Source organism: Phocaeicola sp. HCN-6420, from assembly GCF_037890145.1.
Classification (GTDB): Bacteria; Bacteroidota; Bacteroidia; order Bacteroidales; family Bacteroidaceae; genus Phocaeicola.
This window is the reverse complement of record NZ_JBBKBJ010000009.1, coordinates 77,016-94,275: the sequence shown is the minus strand read 5'-3', so window position 1 is coordinate 94,275 and position 17,260 is coordinate 77,016. Positions and strand designations below refer to the sequence as shown.

The 17,260-nt window shown below is 44.0% G+C and carries 14 protein-coding genes and 2 tRNA genes; 9 read left to right on the top strand and 7 right to left on the bottom strand.

Going from position 1 to position 17,260, the window contains the following annotated elements; translation table 11 throughout:
* Positions 1–35 precede the first annotated feature (35 nt).
* The 5 genes from WKT12_RS07585 to WKT12_RS07565 all read right to left on the bottom strand — a co-directional run bounded on the left by WKT12_RS07585 (position 36) and on the right by WKT12_RS07565 (position 4,343).
* Positions 36–109, bottom strand: a tRNA-Arg gene (locus WKT12_RS07585).
* A 14-nt stretch (positions 110–123) separates the two neighbouring features.
* Positions 124–197, bottom strand: a tRNA-Asp gene (locus WKT12_RS07580).
* A 121-nt stretch (positions 198–318) separates the two neighbouring features.
* Complete coding sequence (locus tag WKT12_RS07575; protein ID WP_021971508.1) at positions 319–1,623, bottom strand: Na+/H+ antiporter NhaC family protein; 1,305 nt, start codon at positions 1,621–1,623, stop codon at positions 319–321.
* Between the two features lie 139 nt (positions 1,624–1,762).
* Positions 1,763–3,253, bottom strand: coding sequence for a UxaA family hydrolase (locus tag WKT12_RS07570; RefSeq protein WP_340319307.1), 1,491 nt, complete (start codon positions 3,251–3,253; stop codon positions 1,763–1,765).
* A gap of 10 nt (positions 3,254–3,263) precedes the next feature.
* A complete protein-coding gene (locus tag WKT12_RS07565) occupies positions 3,264–4,343 on the bottom strand; it encodes a LacI family DNA-binding transcriptional regulator (RefSeq protein WP_340319306.1) in 1,080 nt (359 codons plus the stop codon).
* 224 nt (positions 4,344–4,567) lie between these two features.
* Here WKT12_RS07565 and WKT12_RS07560 point away from each other — a divergent pair, with 224 nt between their 5' ends.
* Positions 4,568–5,590: a sugar kinase gene (locus WKT12_RS07560; protein WP_021970426.1), complete on the top strand. Its 1,023-nt coding sequence runs from the start codon at positions 4,568–4,570 to the stop codon at positions 5,588–5,590.
* Between the two features lie 39 nt (positions 5,591–5,629).
* Complete coding sequence (locus WKT12_RS07555) at positions 5,630–6,298, top strand: bifunctional 4-hydroxy-2-oxoglutarate aldolase/2-dehydro-3-deoxy-phosphogluconate aldolase (protein ID WP_340319305.1); 669 nt, start codon at positions 5,630–5,632, stop codon at positions 6,296–6,298.
* Between the two features lie 307 nt (positions 6,299–6,605).
* Here the strand turns inward: WKT12_RS07555 and WKT12_RS07550 are convergent, their stop codons facing one another.
* Positions 6,606–7,514, bottom strand: a complete 909-nt coding sequence (locus WKT12_RS07550) for an AEC family transporter (protein ID WP_021970424.1) — start codon at positions 7,512–7,514, stop codon at positions 6,606–6,608.
* 260 nt (positions 7,515–7,774) lie between these two features.
* On the opposite strand from WKT12_RS07550, the gene ileS reads away from it, so the two are divergent.
* The 5 genes from ileS to WKT12_RS07525 all read left to right on the top strand — a co-directional run bounded on the left by ileS (position 7,775) and on the right by WKT12_RS07525 (position 13,744).
* The gene (ileS, locus tag WKT12_RS07545; protein WP_340319304.1) at positions 7,775–11,263 is read left to right on the top strand and encodes an isoleucine--tRNA ligase; all 3,489 of its coding nucleotides are present in this window, start codon (positions 7,775–7,777) and stop codon (positions 11,261–11,263) included.
* Positions 11,264–11,385: 122 nt separating this feature from the next.
* Positions 11,386–11,766, top strand: coding sequence for a TraR/DksA family transcriptional regulator (locus WKT12_RS07540; protein WP_021970422.1), 381 nt, complete (start codon positions 11,386–11,388; stop codon positions 11,764–11,766).
* A 99-nt stretch (positions 11,767–11,865) separates the two neighbouring features.
* Positions 11,866–12,510: a lipoprotein signal peptidase gene (locus WKT12_RS07535; RefSeq protein ID WP_021970421.1), complete on the top strand. Its 645-nt coding sequence runs from the start codon at positions 11,866–11,868 to the stop codon at positions 12,508–12,510.
* Positions 12,510–13,421, top strand: a complete 912-nt coding sequence (locus WKT12_RS07530; RefSeq protein WP_340319303.1) for a DUF4296 domain-containing protein — start codon at positions 12,510–12,512, stop codon at positions 13,419–13,421. The genes WKT12_RS07535 and WKT12_RS07530 overlap by 1 nt, the downstream gene beginning before the upstream one ends.
* A complete protein-coding gene (locus WKT12_RS07525) occupies positions 13,418–13,744 on the top strand; it encodes a hypothetical protein (protein WP_340319302.1) in 327 nt (108 codons plus the stop codon). Before WKT12_RS07530 ends, WKT12_RS07525 begins: the two co-directional genes overlap by 4 nt.
* On the opposite strand, the gene WKT12_RS07520 is transcribed toward WKT12_RS07525, so the two are convergent.
* Positions 13,736–14,509, bottom strand: coding sequence for a TrmH family RNA methyltransferase (locus WKT12_RS07520; RefSeq protein WP_340319301.1), 774 nt, complete (start codon positions 14,507–14,509; stop codon positions 13,736–13,738). The two genes, WKT12_RS07525 and WKT12_RS07520, sit on opposite strands and share 9 nt — an antisense overlap.
* 107 nt (positions 14,510–14,616) lie before the next feature.
* On the opposite strand from WKT12_RS07520, the gene tamL reads away from it, so the two are divergent.
* Complete coding sequence (gene tamL, locus WKT12_RS07515; RefSeq protein ID WP_340319300.1) at positions 14,617–16,929, top strand: translocation and assembly module lipoprotein TamL; 2,313 nt, start codon at positions 14,617–14,619, stop codon at positions 16,927–16,929.
* A 10-nt stretch (positions 16,930–16,939) separates the two neighbouring features.
* Positions 16,940–17,167, top strand: coding sequence for a DUF6965 family protein (locus tag WKT12_RS07510; protein ID WP_021970416.1), 228 nt, complete (start codon positions 16,940–16,942; stop codon positions 17,165–17,167).
* The last annotated feature ends 93 nt before the right edge of the window (positions 17,168–17,260 follow it).

The window sequence follows — 17,260 nt, the reverse complement described above, 5'->3', positions numbered from 1 at the left end:
CAAAAAAAGCGATTACCGAAGTAATCGCTTTTCTGTGATTCCGCTGCGATTCGAACGCAGGACCCACGCCTTAGAAGGGCGTTGCTCTATCCAGCTGAGCTACGGAACCATCCTTAATGGAAGCGGTGCGTACGGGACTCGAACCCGTGACCCCATGCGTGACAGGCATGTATTCTAACCAACTGAACTAACGCACCAAATTTCTTTGTTCGCTATCTCTCTCGATTGCGAGTGCAAAGGTACTACTTTTTTTTATTCCTGCAAATATCTTGACCGTTTTTTTGCAACAAAAGTAGCCTTTTTTCTCTAAGATGCTCATTATGAATATCTCTTAGGATAGCGGAAAAGAATGCTTAAAAGGGCTATGATACCTAAGGTTATGGGATAGTATAAATAACCGATAATGCTGATAGGAGATAATTTTGTCAGTTCCGCTGCTATCAGCATTTGTGCTCCGTAGGGAATGATTCCTTGTACGACGCAGGAGAATATATCGAGTATGCTGGCGCTTTTCCGCTTATCTACCTTGAATTGTTCGGCAATGTTGCTTGCCAGCGGTCCTACTGTTATGATAGCTATTGTATTGTTTGCCGTACAGAAGTTGGCAAGGCTGACTAAAGCCGCAATGCTCAGTTCGGCACCTCTTTTATTTTTTACGTGTTGTGTCAGGCGATGTAGGATATAGTCTACTCCGCCGTTGAAGCGAATCAGCTCGAGCATACCTCCTGCCATCAGGGTAATGATGATAAGTTCTCCCATTCCGGTGATACCTTCCCCCATTGAAGCAAACCAGCCGAACAGGTCGAAGCTGCCGTATATAAAGCCGATGATGCCGGTAGAAAGCAAGCCGAGCAGCAGTACCAGCGTAACATTCATGCCGGCAATGGCTGTTCCCAAAACAATGAGGTAGGGGATTACCTTGCCCCATTCTATGGAATAGGCATTACTTGCCGATTCGACTTGTGCACCATAAATGATATAGTATATGAAAACAAGTAAGGCGGCAGGTACAGCAATCATAAAGTTTACCCGGAATTTGTCGCGCATGACACATCCTTGTGTACGGGTAGCGGCTATTGTGGTATCGGAAATGAAGGAAAGGTTGTCGCCGAAAAATGATCCTCCGATGACGAGTGCGGTCATAAAAGCCAGGTTGACATCTGTTTTGGCTGCAATACCTGCTGCTACGGGTACAAGAGCTACGATTGTTCCGACCGATGTTCCGATAGATAGTGAGATGAAGCAGGACGCAAGAAAGACTCCTGCCAGCAGCAGATTGTCGGGAAGTAGCATAAGTGTCAAGTTCACAGTGGCATCTATTGCTCCCATGGCTTTTGCAGACTGGGCAAAGGCTCCGGCCAGAATGAAAATCCAAAGCATCAGCATGATGTTTTTATTGGCTGCGCCTGACGAGTATTGCAGGACTCGGTCATTGAGGCTTAATCCTTTTGTTGTAGCTACAGCATAGATAGAAGCTACCAGAAATGCCACCGTGATGGGAACTTTATAAAAATCGTTGACGATTAATGACGTTACCAGATAGAGGCAAAGAAATACTACTAATGGCATCAAGGCCCAGCCGTTAGGCTTGTTGACGATGGGAGTTAGTTTGTTAAAGTCCATGTGATAGTTTTACTTATAATATTATATAAAGGAATCTCTGAAAATCATTTAGCGTGTTTCTCAGAGATTCCTTGTTTTTCCTCAGAAAACCGGCTGTGTGGTATAATACCGTCGTCGGCTTCCGAGAATTCTTGTTGGGTTATAGCGTTACACCAGTCTTGAAGATAGCAATTTCGCGGTAACCTTTCTTTTCATTGTTTACCCATTCTCCGCTTGCTACTTTAATGACATAGTCTATGAAACGTTTGCAGGTTACTGCCATTGGTTCATTTTCTACAATAACTCCCGCATTGAAATCGATCCATCCCGGCTTGTGTACTGCCAGACGAGAGTTCGTGGATATTTTCATTGTCGGGACATAAGTTCCGAACGGTGTGCCGCGTCCGGTTGTGAACAATATCATATGGCAACCGCAAGAGGCCAGTGCTGTAGCGGCAACCAGGTCATTTCCCGGAGCAGAAAGCAGGTTTAAGCCTTTGGTCTGCAGGCGCTCTCCGTAAGGCATCACGCCCGAAACATAACTCTTTCCACATTTCTGTGTACATCCCAATGCTTTTTCTTCCAGTGTAGAGATACCTCCTGCCTTATTACCCGGTGACGGATTTTCACCTACAGGCTCTCCGTGTGAAAGAAAATATTCCTTGAAATCGTTGATAAGATGTACAGTCTTTTCAAACAGTTCCGGAGTCTTGCAACGGTTCATCAGGATTGTTTCTGCACCGAACATTTCAGGAACCTCGGTCAGTACCGAAGTACCTCCCTGAGCAATCAGGAAATCGGAGAACATTCCCAGCAAAGGATTTGCTGTAATGCCCGAGAATCCGTCCGAACCACCACATTTCAATCCTACACGAAGTTCCGACAAAGGTATGTCGGTACGTACGTCCTGTTTGCATTTCGCATACAAGTCGCGTAAGATTTTCATGCCTTCTTCGAATTCATCGTCCACCTTTTGGGCTACCAGGAATTTGATTCTATCTTCATCGTACTTGCCGATAAATTCACGGAAGATGTCGGGCTGGTTGTTTTCGCATCCCAAACCTACGACCAGTACGGCACCTGCATTGGGGTGAAGCACCATGTCGCGCAGAATCTTCTTTGTGTTTTCGTGGTCATCGCCCAGCTGAGAGCATCCATAGTTGTGCGGAAACGCCATGATAGCATCAATTCCTTCCTCTTTGGTTTCGCGACGAAGTGCATCGGCCAGCTGATTTACGATACCGTTTACGCAGCCGACTGTCGGTATAATCCATATTTCATTGCGGATACCCACATCACCGTTTTTACGGCGATAGCCTTTGAAAGTAAGGTTTTCCTGTGGAATATCCAGCGAAACCTCTACCGGGTTGTATGTGTAATCCAGCAATCCAGCCAGATTGGTCTTTATTTCTTTTTCACAAATCCAGCTACCTTGAGGTACATTTTTAATAGCATGTCCTATCGGATAACCGTATTTGATAATGTTGTCACCCTCGTTGAAGTCTTGCAGTGTTACTTTGTGTCCGGCGGGAATATCTGTCTTTAAGGTTATCTCCTGTCCGTCTACCTGGATTGTTTCGCCAGCTTTCAGAGGAGTAATGGCAACAGCAACGTTGTCTGCCGGGTTGATTTTTAGATAAGTTGTTTCCATAAATTATATGTTAGTTATTGTTGCTATGTGCATTTAAGTAGAAGTCGATGTTTTCTATTGTCAGCAGATTGATAGGCATATAGTTGCACTCTTTTACCTTTTTCTTCAGAATGAGGTGGTTGCAAAGGCTTTCTATGCTATAATATCCTTGCAGTGTAGGTTGTTGCGAAATAAGGAAGTCGATAGTTCCTGCGCGCATGCATGCAATGTTTCTATTTAACAAGTCATATCCTATCAGGTGAAAATCATGTCGCTGGTGCTTCATCATATATTCACCTATGATATACGATTTTGAGTTAAATGTGATGCCGTACGATATATCGGGATTCTTTTGGAAGAAATCATCCAGAATAGATTCGTCCTCTCCCGGCTGCTTGGCATAAAGATTCAGTTCGCGCATTTTCAGGTCGGGATGATGTTCCTTCATGTAGGCATAGAAACCTTCTTCCCGGTGCAACTGCTGGTTCGAGCCCAATCGTCCTTCGTTTATCTGCCGGAAAATAATAAGTTCCTTATTGTTTTGCATCAGCATTTTCATCATTCGGGCTGCGAAGTAGCCACTCTGATTGGCGTGTTGCCCATAGAATGCCAGCGGATTCAGTCGTGGAATATTTGAATCTATAAATATATAAGGTATATCACGTTGCTGAAGCTTTTGGGCTATTTGTTCGGTCTCGGTTTCAATAGTAGGAGAGAGAACCATGCCGTCCGGCTCCATAGCCAGCAAACGATTTCCTGCAGCCACAAACGAGCCGAATTCATACTGGTCATAATAATCGATATGCAAGGATATGTTGAAATCGGAAAAAGCTTTTGTTGCCTGCTTCATGCCTTTTTCAACATCTACCCAATAATCCCCTTCTGCGTGCATGGGCAGCAGGCAGGCAAATACATACTTTTTGTTCGATGCCAGTGCGCTGGCATACATATTGGGCTGATAATCGAGTTGCTTCAGAATGTTTTCCACTTTTTTGCGGCTTGCTTCCGAAACTCCCGTCCGTCCGTGCAGGACTCTGTCTACCGTACCGACGGAAACTTCCGCCATTTGGGCAATATCTTTTATGCGAATACGTTCTGTTTGTTTGTCCATATTCTTTACACCTTAATTTATATGTACAGGTCTTCCTTTTTTATGAAAAAAATATTTCGATACAAATATATAACTTTTTTTGTTATTTTAAAAATAACTCGTACCTTTGTGTGCGTACACAAAGTGGATGTTGTCTATTAAATCGTTCGTATTTCAAGAAAATAGTATCCGTTTTGGCAGAAAGATTATCAAACTTATTATAAATAGTATAAAAATTATCTACAATGGGAAAAATTGTTACTTTAGGTGAGATCATGTTGAGATTGTCAACTCCGGGAAATACCCGTTTCGTGCAGTCTGATAGCTTTGATGTTGTATATGGTGGCGGCGAAGCAAATGTTGCTGTGAGCTGTGCCAACTATGGTCACGATGCATACTTCGTAACAAAGCTGCCGAAGCATGAAATCGGCCAGTCGGCTGTAAATGCACTGCGTAAGTATGGCGTTAAGACAGACTATATTGCTCGTGGTGGTGATCGCGTGGGTATTTATTATTTGGAAACAGGAGCTTCCATGCGTCCCAGCAAGGTGATTTACGACCGCGCTCATTCTGCAATTGCCGAAGCCGATCCTTCTGATTTCGATTTCGACGCCATTATGGAAGGGGCTGACTGGTTCCACTGGTCGGGCATTACTCCGGCTATTTCTGACAAGGCTGCCGAACTGACTAAGCTTGCTTGTGAAGCTGCAAAACGTCATGGAGTAACAATTTCTGTAGACTTGAACTTCCGTAAGAAACTTTGGACTAAGGAAAAAGCTCAGTCTATCATGCGTCCGTTGATGCAGTATGTAGACGTTTGTATCGGCAATGAAGAGGATGCAGAACTCTGTCTGGGCTTCAAACCCGAGGCTGATGTAGAAGGAGGTAAGACAGATGCTGAAGGCTATAAAGGTATCTTTACGGCAATGGCTAAGGAGTTTGGCTTCAAATATGTCGTTTCTACTTTGCGTGAATCATACTCGGCTACTCACAATGGATGGAAAGCAATGATTTACAATGGAAAGGAATTCTATACTTCCAAACATTATGATATTGATCCGATTATCGACCGTGTAGGTGGTGGTGACTCATTCTCAGGTGGTATTATTCACGGTTTGCTGACTAAGTCGAACCAAGGTGAAGCACTGGAATTCGCTGTAGCGGCTTCTGCTTTGAAGCATACTATTAACGGCGACTTTAATATGGTTTCGGTAGAAGAAGTTGAAGCACTGGCCGGAGGTGATGCAAGCGGACGTGTTCAGAGATAAATTAGCATAGAATAATAATAGTTGGTTATAAAATAAAAGATGGCAAAATTTGATAAAATCGCCGTGTTGAACAAAATCGGTTCAACCGGTATGGTCCCCGTATTCTATCACAAGGATGTAGAAATCGCAAAGAAAGTAGTTAAGGCTTGTTACGACGGCGGAGTGCGTGCATTTGAATTTACAAACCGTGGTGATTTCGCTCACGAAGTATTTGCCGAAGTTGTGAAATTTGCAGCCAAAGAATGTCCCGAAATGGCAATGGGTGTAGGTTCTGTTGTCGATCCTGCCACTGCTGCTTTGTACATTCAGTTGGGAGCTAACTTTGTAGTTGGTCCGTTGTTCAATCCCGAGATTGCAAAAGTATGCAACCGTCGTTTGGTTCCTTATACTCCGGGCTGCGGAAGCGTATCGGAAGTTGGCTTTGCTCAGGAACTGGGATGCGATCTTTGTAAGATTTTCCCGGGCGATGTGCTGGGTCCGAAACTGGTAAAAGGAATGCTTGCTCCGATGCCTTGGTCTAAACTGATGGTGACAGGTGGAGTGGAACCGACTCAGGAAAATCTGACTGCATGGATTAAGGCAGGGGTATTCTGCGTAGGTATGGGCTCTAAACTCTTCCCGAAAGATAAAGTCGCAGCCGAAGACTGGGTTTATGTGACAGAAAAATGTAAAGAAGCTCTGGGTTATATCGCAGAAGCTCGCAAATAATAGAGAACGGAAAGTTCATTTTGTTTAAAGGTGTATAAAGCGAGAGGCATCGTGAAGTGTAAGCGTATACTTTACGATGCCTTCTCATTTTTCTTTTCATGGTTGCCGCAAAGCGAATTCGGATGTCGGCGGCTTTTTCGGAATTTCTCTCGACATTTTTTGAAAATCTGTACAAAAGATTTTATTTTTTGTACAAAAAATAGTGCCGATTCCCTGATGTCTTTTTTATATATGCTTATCTGAAATATCATTCTTGCCGGACTTCTCCGGAAAAAGGACAGAAAAGAGAGCTGTCTGTTGCCGCAAATTACAAAAACAGGGTAAGCAACGGAATGGTTACTACCGACAACAGCGTTGTGATGAACGTGCCTTGTGCCATAATGGTTTCTCCCTTTTCATACTGTATGCAGAACAATGTGCCATAAGAAGCTACAGGCATGGCAGCCAGCACTACATTGATGTTGGCAATGGTCGGGTCGACCTGACATAATCTTGACAGATACAGAATGAAAAGAGGAATGATAAACAAACGCAAGGCTGCCGTGAGATAGATGCTGGAAGTGCCCAACATGCGCCGGATAGGTATTTGTGCAATGGAAGAACCGATAATGAGCAGGGCAGAAGGAACGGTCATGTTGCCCAGCAGAGTGAACGGTGTGCTGATGACTTTGGGCGGCACCCATCCGGTTGCCACTATTAAGATAGAAAGATAAGAAGCTATCATGGCCGGACAATACAGCGTGTCCCATTTGAATTTCATTTTTCCCTGGTCGCCCGAGATGAAAAGTGTACCGAAGACAAATATCAGTAAGGTACTGGGAAAATTGAGTATGCTGGCGTAGAAGACGGCGCTGGCCCCGAAAATAGAAGCCACGATAGGATATCCGATAAATCCTACATTGCCGAAAGCCAGCATGAAACTGTAGATGCCCCGGTCGGTTACTTTTACGGGAAGATAGCGTGGAAGCAGGAATCCGGCACCGATCAGTACCACATAGGTGGCAAATCCGACGATGAGCAGAGGAAGTATCAGGTGCTTGTCGGGCAGTGTGTCGCCCATTACTGACGAAAGAATCAGGCTGGGACATGCTACGTTGATGACAAAGACAGACAACTTGCGGTCGAAATCCGCATCCATCATTTTTTTCTTGCTTATGATGTATCCCACAACTACCAGTATGAAGAGGATAATCATTTGCGTTACGATTGCGTTCATATGCTTGTTCGATTTTTGTGTTTAGCTGGTTTCACGGGAAGCCGGGCAAAGTTAAGGATTATTTCAGCTCGTTGTTCCGCCTGTTTCCTTTGTTTCAAAAAATTAAATCCAGAGGAAACCGAAATGAGGCTGGAATCCTGTTTGTGTGAATATTAGTTTAAAAAGTTTTCCATATATCCATTTTTCTTATAAATTTGCAACCTAATTTTGGGGCGGTTATACCCGGATGATAAGAGAAGTAAGATAAAAACAACATAATTATGAGTAAAAAATTTACTGAATATTCGCAGCTCAACCTTTCTGAGGTGAACAAGGAAGTGCTGAAGAAATGGGATGAAAACGATGTTTTCTCCCGCAGTATGACAGAACGTGAGGGACATCCGTCTTTCGTATTTTATGAAGGTCCTCCTTCGGCAAACGGCATGCCGGGTATTCACCACGTGATGGCTCGTACAATTAAAGATACATTCTGCCGCTTCAAGACGATGAAAGGCTTCCAGGTTAAGCGTAAGGCAGGCTGGGACACACACGGACTGCCGGTGGAACTGGGCGTAGAAAAAGCGCTGGGCATTACGAAAGAGGATATCGGTAAGACTATTTCTGTTGCAGAGTACAACAGACATTGCCGTACAGACGTCATGAAGTTTACCAAAGAATGGACCGATCTGACTCATAAGATGGGGTATTGGGTAGACTTGGAAAATCCTTATATTACATACGACAACCGTTATATTGAAACTTTGTGGTGGCTGCTCAAGCAGCTTTACGGCAAAGGTCTGCTTTATAAAGGCTATACTATCCAGCCGTATTCGCCGGCTGCCGGTACAGGACTGAGTTCGCACGAGCTGAACCAGCCGGGATGTTACCGCGACGTGAAGGATCTTACGGTAGTGGCTCAGTTTAAGATGAAGAACCCGAAACCGGAAATGGCTGAATGGGGTACACCTTATTTTATTGCGTGGACAACAACTCCGTGGACTTTGCCTTCGAATACTGCTCTTTGTGTAGGTCCGAAGATTGATTATGTAGCCGTTCAGACTTACAACGGATATACTGGCGATAAGATGACTGTAGTTCTTGCCAAACCGTTGCTGTATGCTCACTTCAACAAGAAGGCTGAAGGTCTGGCTCTGGAAGATTACAAGCAGGGCGACAAACTGATACCTTTCAAGGTTGTAGGCGAATATAAGGGTACTGATCTGGTAGGCATGGAGTACGAACAGCTTATCCCATGGGTAAAACCTGTTGAAACAGCTGAAGACGGAAGCTGGAAAGAGGCTTCGGCTAAGGCGTTCCGTGTCATCCCGGGTGACTATGTAACTACCGAAGATGGTACAGGTATCGTACATATTGCTCCTACTTTTGGTGCGGACGATGCGAACGTAGCACGTGCAGCAGGCATTCCGTCGCTGTTTATGATTAACAAGAAAGGCGAAACACGTCCGATGGTAGACCTGACCGGTAAATTCTATTTGCTGGATGAACTGGATGAAACATTCGTAAAAGAATGTGTTGACGTAGAAAAGTATAAAGAATATCAGGGACGCTGGGTAAAGAATGCATACGATCCTCAGTTTACGATTGATGGAAAATACGATGAGAAGGCTGCTCAGGCTGCCGAATCGCTCGATGTATACATCTGCATGATGCTGAAACAGGCAGGTCTGGCATTCAAGATGGAGAAGCATGTACATAATTATCCGCACTGCTGGCGTACAGACAAGCCGGTGCTTTACTATCCGCTCGACAGTTGGTTTATCCGCTCTACGGCTTGTAAGGACCGTATGATTGAATTGAACAAGACGATCAACTGGAAGCCGGAATCTACGGGTAGCGGACGTTTCGGCAAATGGCTGGAAAACCTGAACGACTGGAACTTGAGCCGTTCGCGTTACTGGGGTACTCCGCTTCCTATCTGGCGCAGCGAAGAAGGAGAAGAAATCTGCGTAGGTTCGGTAGAAGAACTGTACAACGAAATTGAAAAATCTGTTGCAGCCGGATTCATGACTGAGAATCCTTATAAGAAGCTTGGCTTTGTTCCGGGTGTATATACTAAAGAAAACTACGATAAGATTGACTTGCATCGTCCGTATGTAGACGACATTATATTGGTTTCTGCCAGTGGCAAGCCGATGAAGCGTGAAAGCGACCTGATAGATGTTTGGTTCGATTCGGGTGCTATGCCTTATGCTCAGTTGCACTATCCGTTCGAGAATAAGGAAATCGTAGATAACCGTTCTTATTATCCTGCTGACTTTATCGCTGAAGGTGTGGACCAGACTCGTGGATGGTTCTTTACACTTCATGCTATCGCTACAATGGTGTTCGACAGTGTGGCTTACAAGAATGTAATTTCCAACGGTCTTGTGCTCGACAAGAACGGAAACAAGATGTCAAAACGCTTGGGCAATGCTGTCGATCCGTTCGGTGCTATCGAAAAATTCGGTTCCGACCCGTTGCGCTGGTATATGATAACCAACTCATCGCCGTGGGACAACCTGAAATTCGATACCGATGGGGTAGACGAAGTACGCCGTAAATTCTTCGGTACACTGTATAATACTTATTCGTTCTTTGCACTGTATGCAAATGTCGACGGATTTACATATGCAGAAGCTGATGTTCCGGTAGCAGAACGTCCGGAAATCGACCGCTGGATATTGTCTTTGCTCAACTCGCTGATCAAGAATGTGGATGCTTGCCTCAATGATTACGAACCGACAAAGGCTGGACGTCTGATTACAGACTTCGTAAACGACAACCTGAGTAACTGGTACGTTCGTCTGAACCGTAAGCGTTTCTGGGGAAGCAACATGTCGACCGACAAGCTTTCTGCTTATCAGACTCTTTATACTTGCTTGGAAACGGTTGCCAAACTGATGGCTCCGATTGCTCCGTTCTATGCAGATCGTCTGTATATGGATCTGATAAGCGTAACCGGACGTGACAGCGTGGTATCTGTTCATCTGGCTAACTTCCCGGTTGCCGACGAAAGCCTGATCGATACAGAGCTTGAGGCACGTATGCAGATGGCACAGGATGTAACTTCCATGGTACTGGCATTGCGTCGTAAGGTAAACATCAAGGTTCGCCAGCCGCTGCAGTGTATCATGATTCCGGTAGTGGATGAAGAACAGAAACGTCATATCGATGCGGTAAAAGACCTTATCATGACCGAAGTAAACGTGAAGGAAGTCCGTTTTGTAGAAGGAGCTTCCGGCGTACTCGTGAAGAAGGTAAAATGCGACTTCAAGAAACTTGGCCCGAAATTCGGCAAGCAGATGAAGGCTGTAGCTGCTGCTGTAGCAGGCATGAGCCAGGAAGCTATTGCCGAACTGGAAAAGAATGGCAAATATACGTTCCAGCTCGACGGTGGAGAAGCCGTAGTAGAAGCTTCCGATGTAGAAATCTTCAGCGAAGATATACCGGGATGGCTGGTTGCCAATGAGGGTAAGCTGACTGTAGCTTTGGAAGTAACCGTTACGGAAGAGCTGAAGCGTGAGGGTATCGCCCGTGAACTGGTGAACCGAATCCAGAATCTTCGTAAGAGCAGTGGCTTCGAAATCACTGACAAGATAAATATTGTCTTGTCGAAAAATCCGAATACGGATGATGCAGTGAACGAATATAATACTTATATTTGTAACCAAGTTTTGGCAAACTCACTGACATTGGCTGATGAAGTTGCTGACGGAACAGAATTAAATTTTGATGACTTCTCGCTTTATGTGAAGGTTACCAAATTGTGATATTGAACCCATAAGGATGTAATGCGCTGCGTTGCTCCTGCAAGAAAGCTCTCTTTCGGAAAAGAAGCTGCGCGGCGGATTTCAGACCTTAGACTATTATTAACTTTTAAACACTAAATCTTATGGCTGAAAAAACAAGATATTCTGACGCTGAACTCGAGGAGTTCCGTGCCATTATCATGGAAAAACTTCAGCTCGCTGAGCGCGACTATGAGAAATTGAAGAGCAGTATAATGAATGCCGACGGTAATGACACTGATGATACATCACCTACTTACAAGGTTTTGGAAGAAGGTGCCAATACGTTATCAAAAGAGGAAACAACTCGTCTGGCAGCTCGACAACTGAAGTTTATTCAAAACTTGCGTGCAGCATTGGTGCGTATCGAGAACAAGACTTATGGCATTTGCCGTGAAACAGGAAAACTTATTCCTGCAGAAAGGCTCCGTGCCGTACCTCATGCTACTCTGAGTATCGAGGCTAAACAGCATGGCAAGAAATAATTTGATGATAGATTTGTCATTCAGATAGGCGAAGTGGGGAAAATAGGGCTCCATTTATGCCTGCCTGAATGACAAATATGTTAATGAATATAGGTATTTATGAAGAAATTTTTGACACAAGGACGTCTGGCGGCTTTGATTGTTGTTGCAGTATTGCTGATTGATCAGGTAATAAAGATATGGATAAAGACGCATATGTATTTGCATGAAAATATCCATATAACCGACTGGTTTTACATCTATTTTACGGAGAATAACGGAATGGCTTTTGGTATGGAAGTATTGCCGAAACTGTTTCTGACTTTGTTCCGTATCGTAGCTGTAGTGCTGATTACCTGGTATCTGCATAAAATTACTACGCAGAAGGAAAAGTTGAAAACCGGATATGTCGTGTGTCTGGCGTTTATTCTTGCCGGAGCAATAGGTAATATTATCGACTGTGTGTGCTATGGAGAGATATTCAGTGAGAGCACGCACTATCAGATTGCATCGTGGGTTCCGGTAGGTCAGGGCTATGCCGACTGGCTTCATGGTAGGGTAGTGGATATGTTTTACTTCCCGATTATTGATACACACTGGCCGGAGTGGATGCCCCTGTGGGGAGGTGAACGCTTTATCTTCTTCAGCCCTATTTTTAATTTTGCCGATGCGTCAATCAGTTGCGGCATTATCTGCTTGCTTCTCTTTTATAGCAGTTACCTGGGTAAGAATATGCATTCGAAAGATGTCAAAGAAGTAAAATGATGAAAAAGCGGACTGGTTGGTTATGTACTGTTGTGCTTCTGGCTGGAATGGCTGGTTGCGGCAAGAAGATTCCGGATGATATTATTCAGCCGGATGCTATGGAAAGTCTGTTGTACGATTATCATCTGGCTTCTACCATGAGTAACTCTTTGTCGTATACAGAGAATTATAAGAAGGATGCTTACTATAAGTATGTCTTCGAGAAGCATCATGTCACTGAAGAAGAGTTCGATTCGTCAATGGTGTGGTATACACGTAACAGCGATCAGTTGGCAACTATCTATCAGAACTTGCAGAGGCGTCTGGAAAGTGAGGAGAATCACATGAAAGTACAGGTGGCCAAACGCGATAATCAGATAGACGTTTCCATGTCGGGTGATACGGTCGATGTATGGCAGGACCGTACATTGTACTGGCTTTCGTCTTCTAATCTGACCAATAAGCTGGTGTTCGATTTGAAAGCTGATACAACGTTCAAGCCTCACGATGCTATGGAACTGACTGCCAACTTCCATTTTATGCCGAAAACGGGCCGTGCTTCGGGTAAGGCGATTATGGCACTTAACTTCTATTTTGACAATGACAGTGTACAGGGGCTTACTCGTATGATAACCAGTTCGGGCAGACAGCGCTTGTATGTGCGTGCCGATTCGGCTTTTACGATTCGCAGTATCAGCGGTTTTGTGTATTACATGGACGAAAAGAATCCGGAAACCAGTGTGCTGGTTGACAATATTCGTCTTACTCGCTACCATAATCTGGAAGAGGAAAAGGCAGAAATGGATACGATTCCGCATATAGAGCCTCCTGTGGAACAGCCGAAAGAATTGCCTAAGCCATTGGAACAGAAGGCTAAAATGGATGAAAAGGTGCAGGTTCAGCCTATGCGAAAAATGGAAAACCGCAAATGAAACGGTTTGCGACGCACAGAGTATACAGCTTGCTCACGGCAGAGCTAAAATCTTCTCAAGTACTGGAACTCGATGAAGAGGGGGGGGTGAGTGAGCTTTATCCGTTGACGGAAGAAATATGTGCTACCGAGTGGCTTCCCGGACTTGTTCTTCTTTCTCCGTTTCCTGTAGCGGTATGTCCAGGAGAATGCTTTGCCGATTTCATCAAACGGATGGAGGGTAATCTATTTCCTCATTCTGCCGTGCGGGCATATTGGATACATCCGTTTAATGTTTCGGCTATGGAGTTTGTAGAAAACAGCCGCATTGTCCTGTTAAAGTGATGGCTCAAAAGCAACTCTTCTTCGGAATTCGGCACAGACGATGGCGGTAGCTACAGCTACATTCAGCGATTCGCTTGTTTCACATCCTTGCGGATAATTGGGAATCAGCAGACGATGACTGACCTTTTGCGCAATCTGTTCGCTGATACCGTTTCCCTCATTTCCCATGATAATGATTCCATTTTTAGGAAGTGGCTGGGTATAGATATTCTCTCCGTTGAGGAATGTACCGAAAATAGGAATGTTTTTTTCAGAAGCCTTTCCGATGAAGTCGGATAAATTGCAGTAATGCAGCTTGACGCGGGCGATGGCTCCCATTGTTGCCTGTACGGTTTTGGGATTGTAAATGTCGGCAGTACCGTTCGAGCAGAATATATGTTCGATGCCAAACCAGTCGGCAATACGTACAATCGTTCCCAGATTTCCCGGATCTTGTACATCGTCCAGCGCCAGACAGAGAGAATTATTGGCTACATCTGCATCGAATTTGTAGTGAGGCTGATCGAAAACAGCAAGTACTTCTTGCGGTGTTTTCAACAGGCTTGCCCGTGAAAGCTCTTCGTGAGTGACTTCTATTGTTTCGGTAGCCAGCAGGCGAGGATGGCTTTGCAGCCATTGTTCCGTTGCTAATATGAGGCGGCATGAGAAATGACCGATTAGATCATTGACCAACTTGTTTCCTTCTGCCAGAAAGACTTGCTCTTCCTTCCGGTTCTTTTTCAACTCCAGCGAACGGATATATTTAATCTTGTTTTTGCTTAGCATGGGCTTTTGTGTATAAAATAACAAATATTCACTGACAAAGCTAAGAAGATATTTTTAATTATTGCCTATCTTTGCAGATAAATCTGCTTATTCCGGTTTGTTTTAAAATGAAGAAAACGACTCTTTTACATATCAGTCTTATGGGTATTGTCTTGCTGCTGGCAGGATGTTCTGTCAATAAATTTATTCCCGAAGGAAGCTATTTGTTGGACGATGTGAAGATTGAATCGGATAATAAGGAGATTAAGTCATCTCAGATGAACCTGTATGTGCGTCAGACTCCGAATGCCAAATGGTTTAGTCTGTTCCGCTTTCCGATGTATATATACAGTGCTTCGGGACTGGATTCTACGAAGTGGATTAATAAGTTCTGGCGTAAGCTGGGAGATGCTCCAGTTGTTTATAGCCGGGATGCGGCCCGTGAAACGCAGGAGGAAATAGAAAAGGCCGTACGTAATATGGGATATATGGGAGCCGTTGTCGACTTGGAGGAAGAAACCAAGGGCAAACGTATGAAGGTTTCGTATCAGATTCATTCCGGTTCACCTTATATTATAGATCACATTGCTTACGATATTTCTGATTATAAAATACGTGATTTTCTGGAATCAGATTCGGCCAGAACATTATTGCACGAGGGAATGCGTTTCGATGTCAATACACTCGACGAAGAACGTCAGCGCATTACTCAGTATTTGCAGAATAGAGGATATTATCGTTTCAATAAAGATTATATCACGTTTCAGGCAGATACTATGCTGAATACGCATAAAGTAGGGCTCACGCTGGAACTGGCTCCGTTTCGTTCTCGCAAGGAAGACCAGCCGGGGGAGCATCGTCAGTATAAGATCCGTAACGTAAATTATATGCTGGATGCTGATTTTTCAGCACTTTCGGCCGAAGCTCTTCAGGAGTTTGATTCTATCCGTTCCGGAGATGTCAATCTGTATTATAAAGACAAGCTGTTCTTGCGTCCGAGAGTATTATCCGATTATAACTTTCTTACTCCCGGTAAGTTGTACCGAAGCAGGGACGTGCAGAATACTTACTCGGCTTTGAGTCGTCTTTCTATTCTGAAATATTCCAATATTCGCTTCGATGAAGTTTTGGATAACGACTCGGCTTATCTGGATGCTTATGTATTGCTTTCGAGAAACAAGAATAAATCTCTTTCGTTTGAGGTGGAAGGAACTAACTCGGCCGGGGACCTTGGAGCTGCAGCATCTGTTTCATATACACATCGTAACTTGTTTAAAGGTTCCGAAACGTTTACGATAAAGCTGAGAGGTGCATACGAGGCAGTGACTGGCTTGGAAGGTTATACCAATAGTAACTACATGGAATATGCAGTGGAAAGCAGTTTGAATTTTCCGGAATTCATGTTTCCATTCCTTTCGTCTGATTTTAAAAAGCGTATTAAGGCCACATCTGAAGTCAGCATGAAGTACAACTGGCAGATTCGTCCGGAGTTTGAACGTACGCTGGCTTCGGCAGGATGGAGTTATCGCTGGACACGTCGGGGAAAATCTACTCATCGCTTTGACTTATTGGATATAAACTATATCTACATGCCTTATACATCGCCCACATTCGATGATTATTTGAACCGAATGGATGAAGTCAATCCGTTATTACGTCATAGTTACGAAGACCTGTTTATTGTGCGCATGGGATATACATATACCTATAACAGTGCGGCTGGCGGTCGTCTTTCTGCGGGAAACCGGAATTCCTACTCCATACGTTTCAATATAGAAGAAGCCGGAAACCTGTTGTATGCATTTTCTCGTCTGATAAATAAAAATCCCCGATACGGAGAGGCGTATAAGTTGGCGAATATTGATTTTGCACAGTACGTAAAGGCTGATATCGATTATGCAAAGAATTTTGTAATTGATGAACGGAATTCACTTGTCTTTCATGCCGGACTGGGAGTCGCCGTTCCTTATGGAAATTCCAAAAGTTTACCCTTCGAAAAGTTATATTTTTCGGGAGGAGCCAACAGTGTGCGTGGATGGCGTGTACGTTCATTAGGACCTGGCTCTTATCGTGGAGACGGAAATACGATAGATTACGTGAACCATACGGGAGATATTAAACTCGATCTGAATCTGGAATATCGTACTTTCTTATTTTGGAAGCTGAACGGCGCTGCATTTATCGATGCCGGAAATATATGGAACATACGCAATCAGGGTATTCAGACAGAAGGCGTGTTTAAATTCAACCGCTTTTACAAGCAGCTTGCGGTATCGTATGGCTTAGGAATTCGCTTCGATCTTGATTTCCTGATACTGCGTTTTGATGGAGGTATGAAGGCGATTAATCCGATGTACACGGGTCGTGACCATTTTCCTATCATATCACCCAACTTTAAACGTGATTTTGCCTTTCATTTTGCTGTTGGATATCCGTTTTAATAATTATAATATGGAAGAAAGAAAAATTTATAAGAAAGAAGAATTGAAGGCTTTACGTGATTGGTTTGCCAGTCAGAATCTGCCTCAGTCTTTACAGGTAGATAAAGCAACCTATATTCCCAATCTGAAAGAAACAGTGGAACGTTTGTTTAATCAGGCGGAAGTGTGTTTTGAAAACCCAAAAATGCAAGGTTGTCTGATATTGCTGGAGAATATTAAGGCTAAGCTCATAAGCTGAATAATGGGAACAAGTTCCTGAACTAACGCTTTGAGAAGAATTATATCGTTTAAGAGGGCTGATTTCACAAACGGAATCAGCCCTCATTTTTTA

Excerpts from the sequence above, each read along its gene's own strand:
- WKT12_RS07535 (WP_021970421.1), top strand. The coding sequence starts at position 11,866 with ATGAAGAAATTTTTGACACAAGGACGTCTGGCGGCTTTGATTGTTGTT.
- WKT12_RS07570 (WP_340319307.1), bottom strand. The coding sequence starts at position 3,253 with ATGGAAACAACTTATCTAAAAATCAACCCGGCAGACAACGTTGCTGTT.
- WKT12_RS07525 (WP_340319302.1), top strand. The coding sequence starts at position 13,418 with ATGAAACGGTTTGCGACGCACAGAGTATACAGCTTGCTCACGGCAGAG.
- ileS (WP_340319304.1), top strand. The coding sequence starts at position 7,775 with ATGAGTAAAAAATTTACTGAATATTCGCAGCTCAACCTTTCTGAGGTG.
- WKT12_RS07540 (WP_021970422.1), top strand. The coding sequence starts at position 11,386 with ATGGCTGAAAAAACAAGATATTCTGACGCTGAACTCGAGGAGTTCCGT.
- WKT12_RS07565 (WP_340319306.1), bottom strand. The coding sequence starts at position 4,343 with ATGGACAAACAAACAGAACGTATTCGCATAAAAGATATTGCCCAAATG.
- WKT12_RS07520 (WP_340319301.1), bottom strand. The coding sequence starts at position 14,509 with ATGCTAAGCAAAAACAAGATTAAATATATCCGTTCGCTGGAGTTGAAA.
- WKT12_RS07550 (WP_021970424.1), bottom strand. The coding sequence starts at position 7,514 with ATGAACGCAATCGTAACGCAAATGATTATCCTCTTCATACTGGTAGTT.
- WKT12_RS07510 (WP_021970416.1), top strand. The coding sequence starts at position 16,940 with ATGGAAGAAAGAAAAATTTATAAGAAAGAAGAATTGAAGGCTTTACGT.
- tamL (WP_340319300.1), top strand. The coding sequence starts at position 14,617 with ATGAAGAAAACGACTCTTTTACATATCAGTCTTATGGGTATTGTCTTG.
- WKT12_RS07560 (WP_021970426.1), top strand. The coding sequence starts at position 4,568 with ATGGGAAAAATTGTTACTTTAGGTGAGATCATGTTGAGATTGTCAACT.
- WKT12_RS07575 (WP_021971508.1), bottom strand. The coding sequence starts at position 1,623 with ATGGACTTTAACAAACTAACTCCCATCGTCAACAAGCCTAACGGCTGG.
- WKT12_RS07555 (WP_340319305.1), top strand. The coding sequence starts at position 5,630 with ATGGCAAAATTTGATAAAATCGCCGTGTTGAACAAAATCGGTTCAACC.
- WKT12_RS07530 (WP_340319303.1), top strand. The coding sequence starts at position 12,510 with ATGAAAAAGCGGACTGGTTGGTTATGTACTGTTGTGCTTCTGGCTGGA.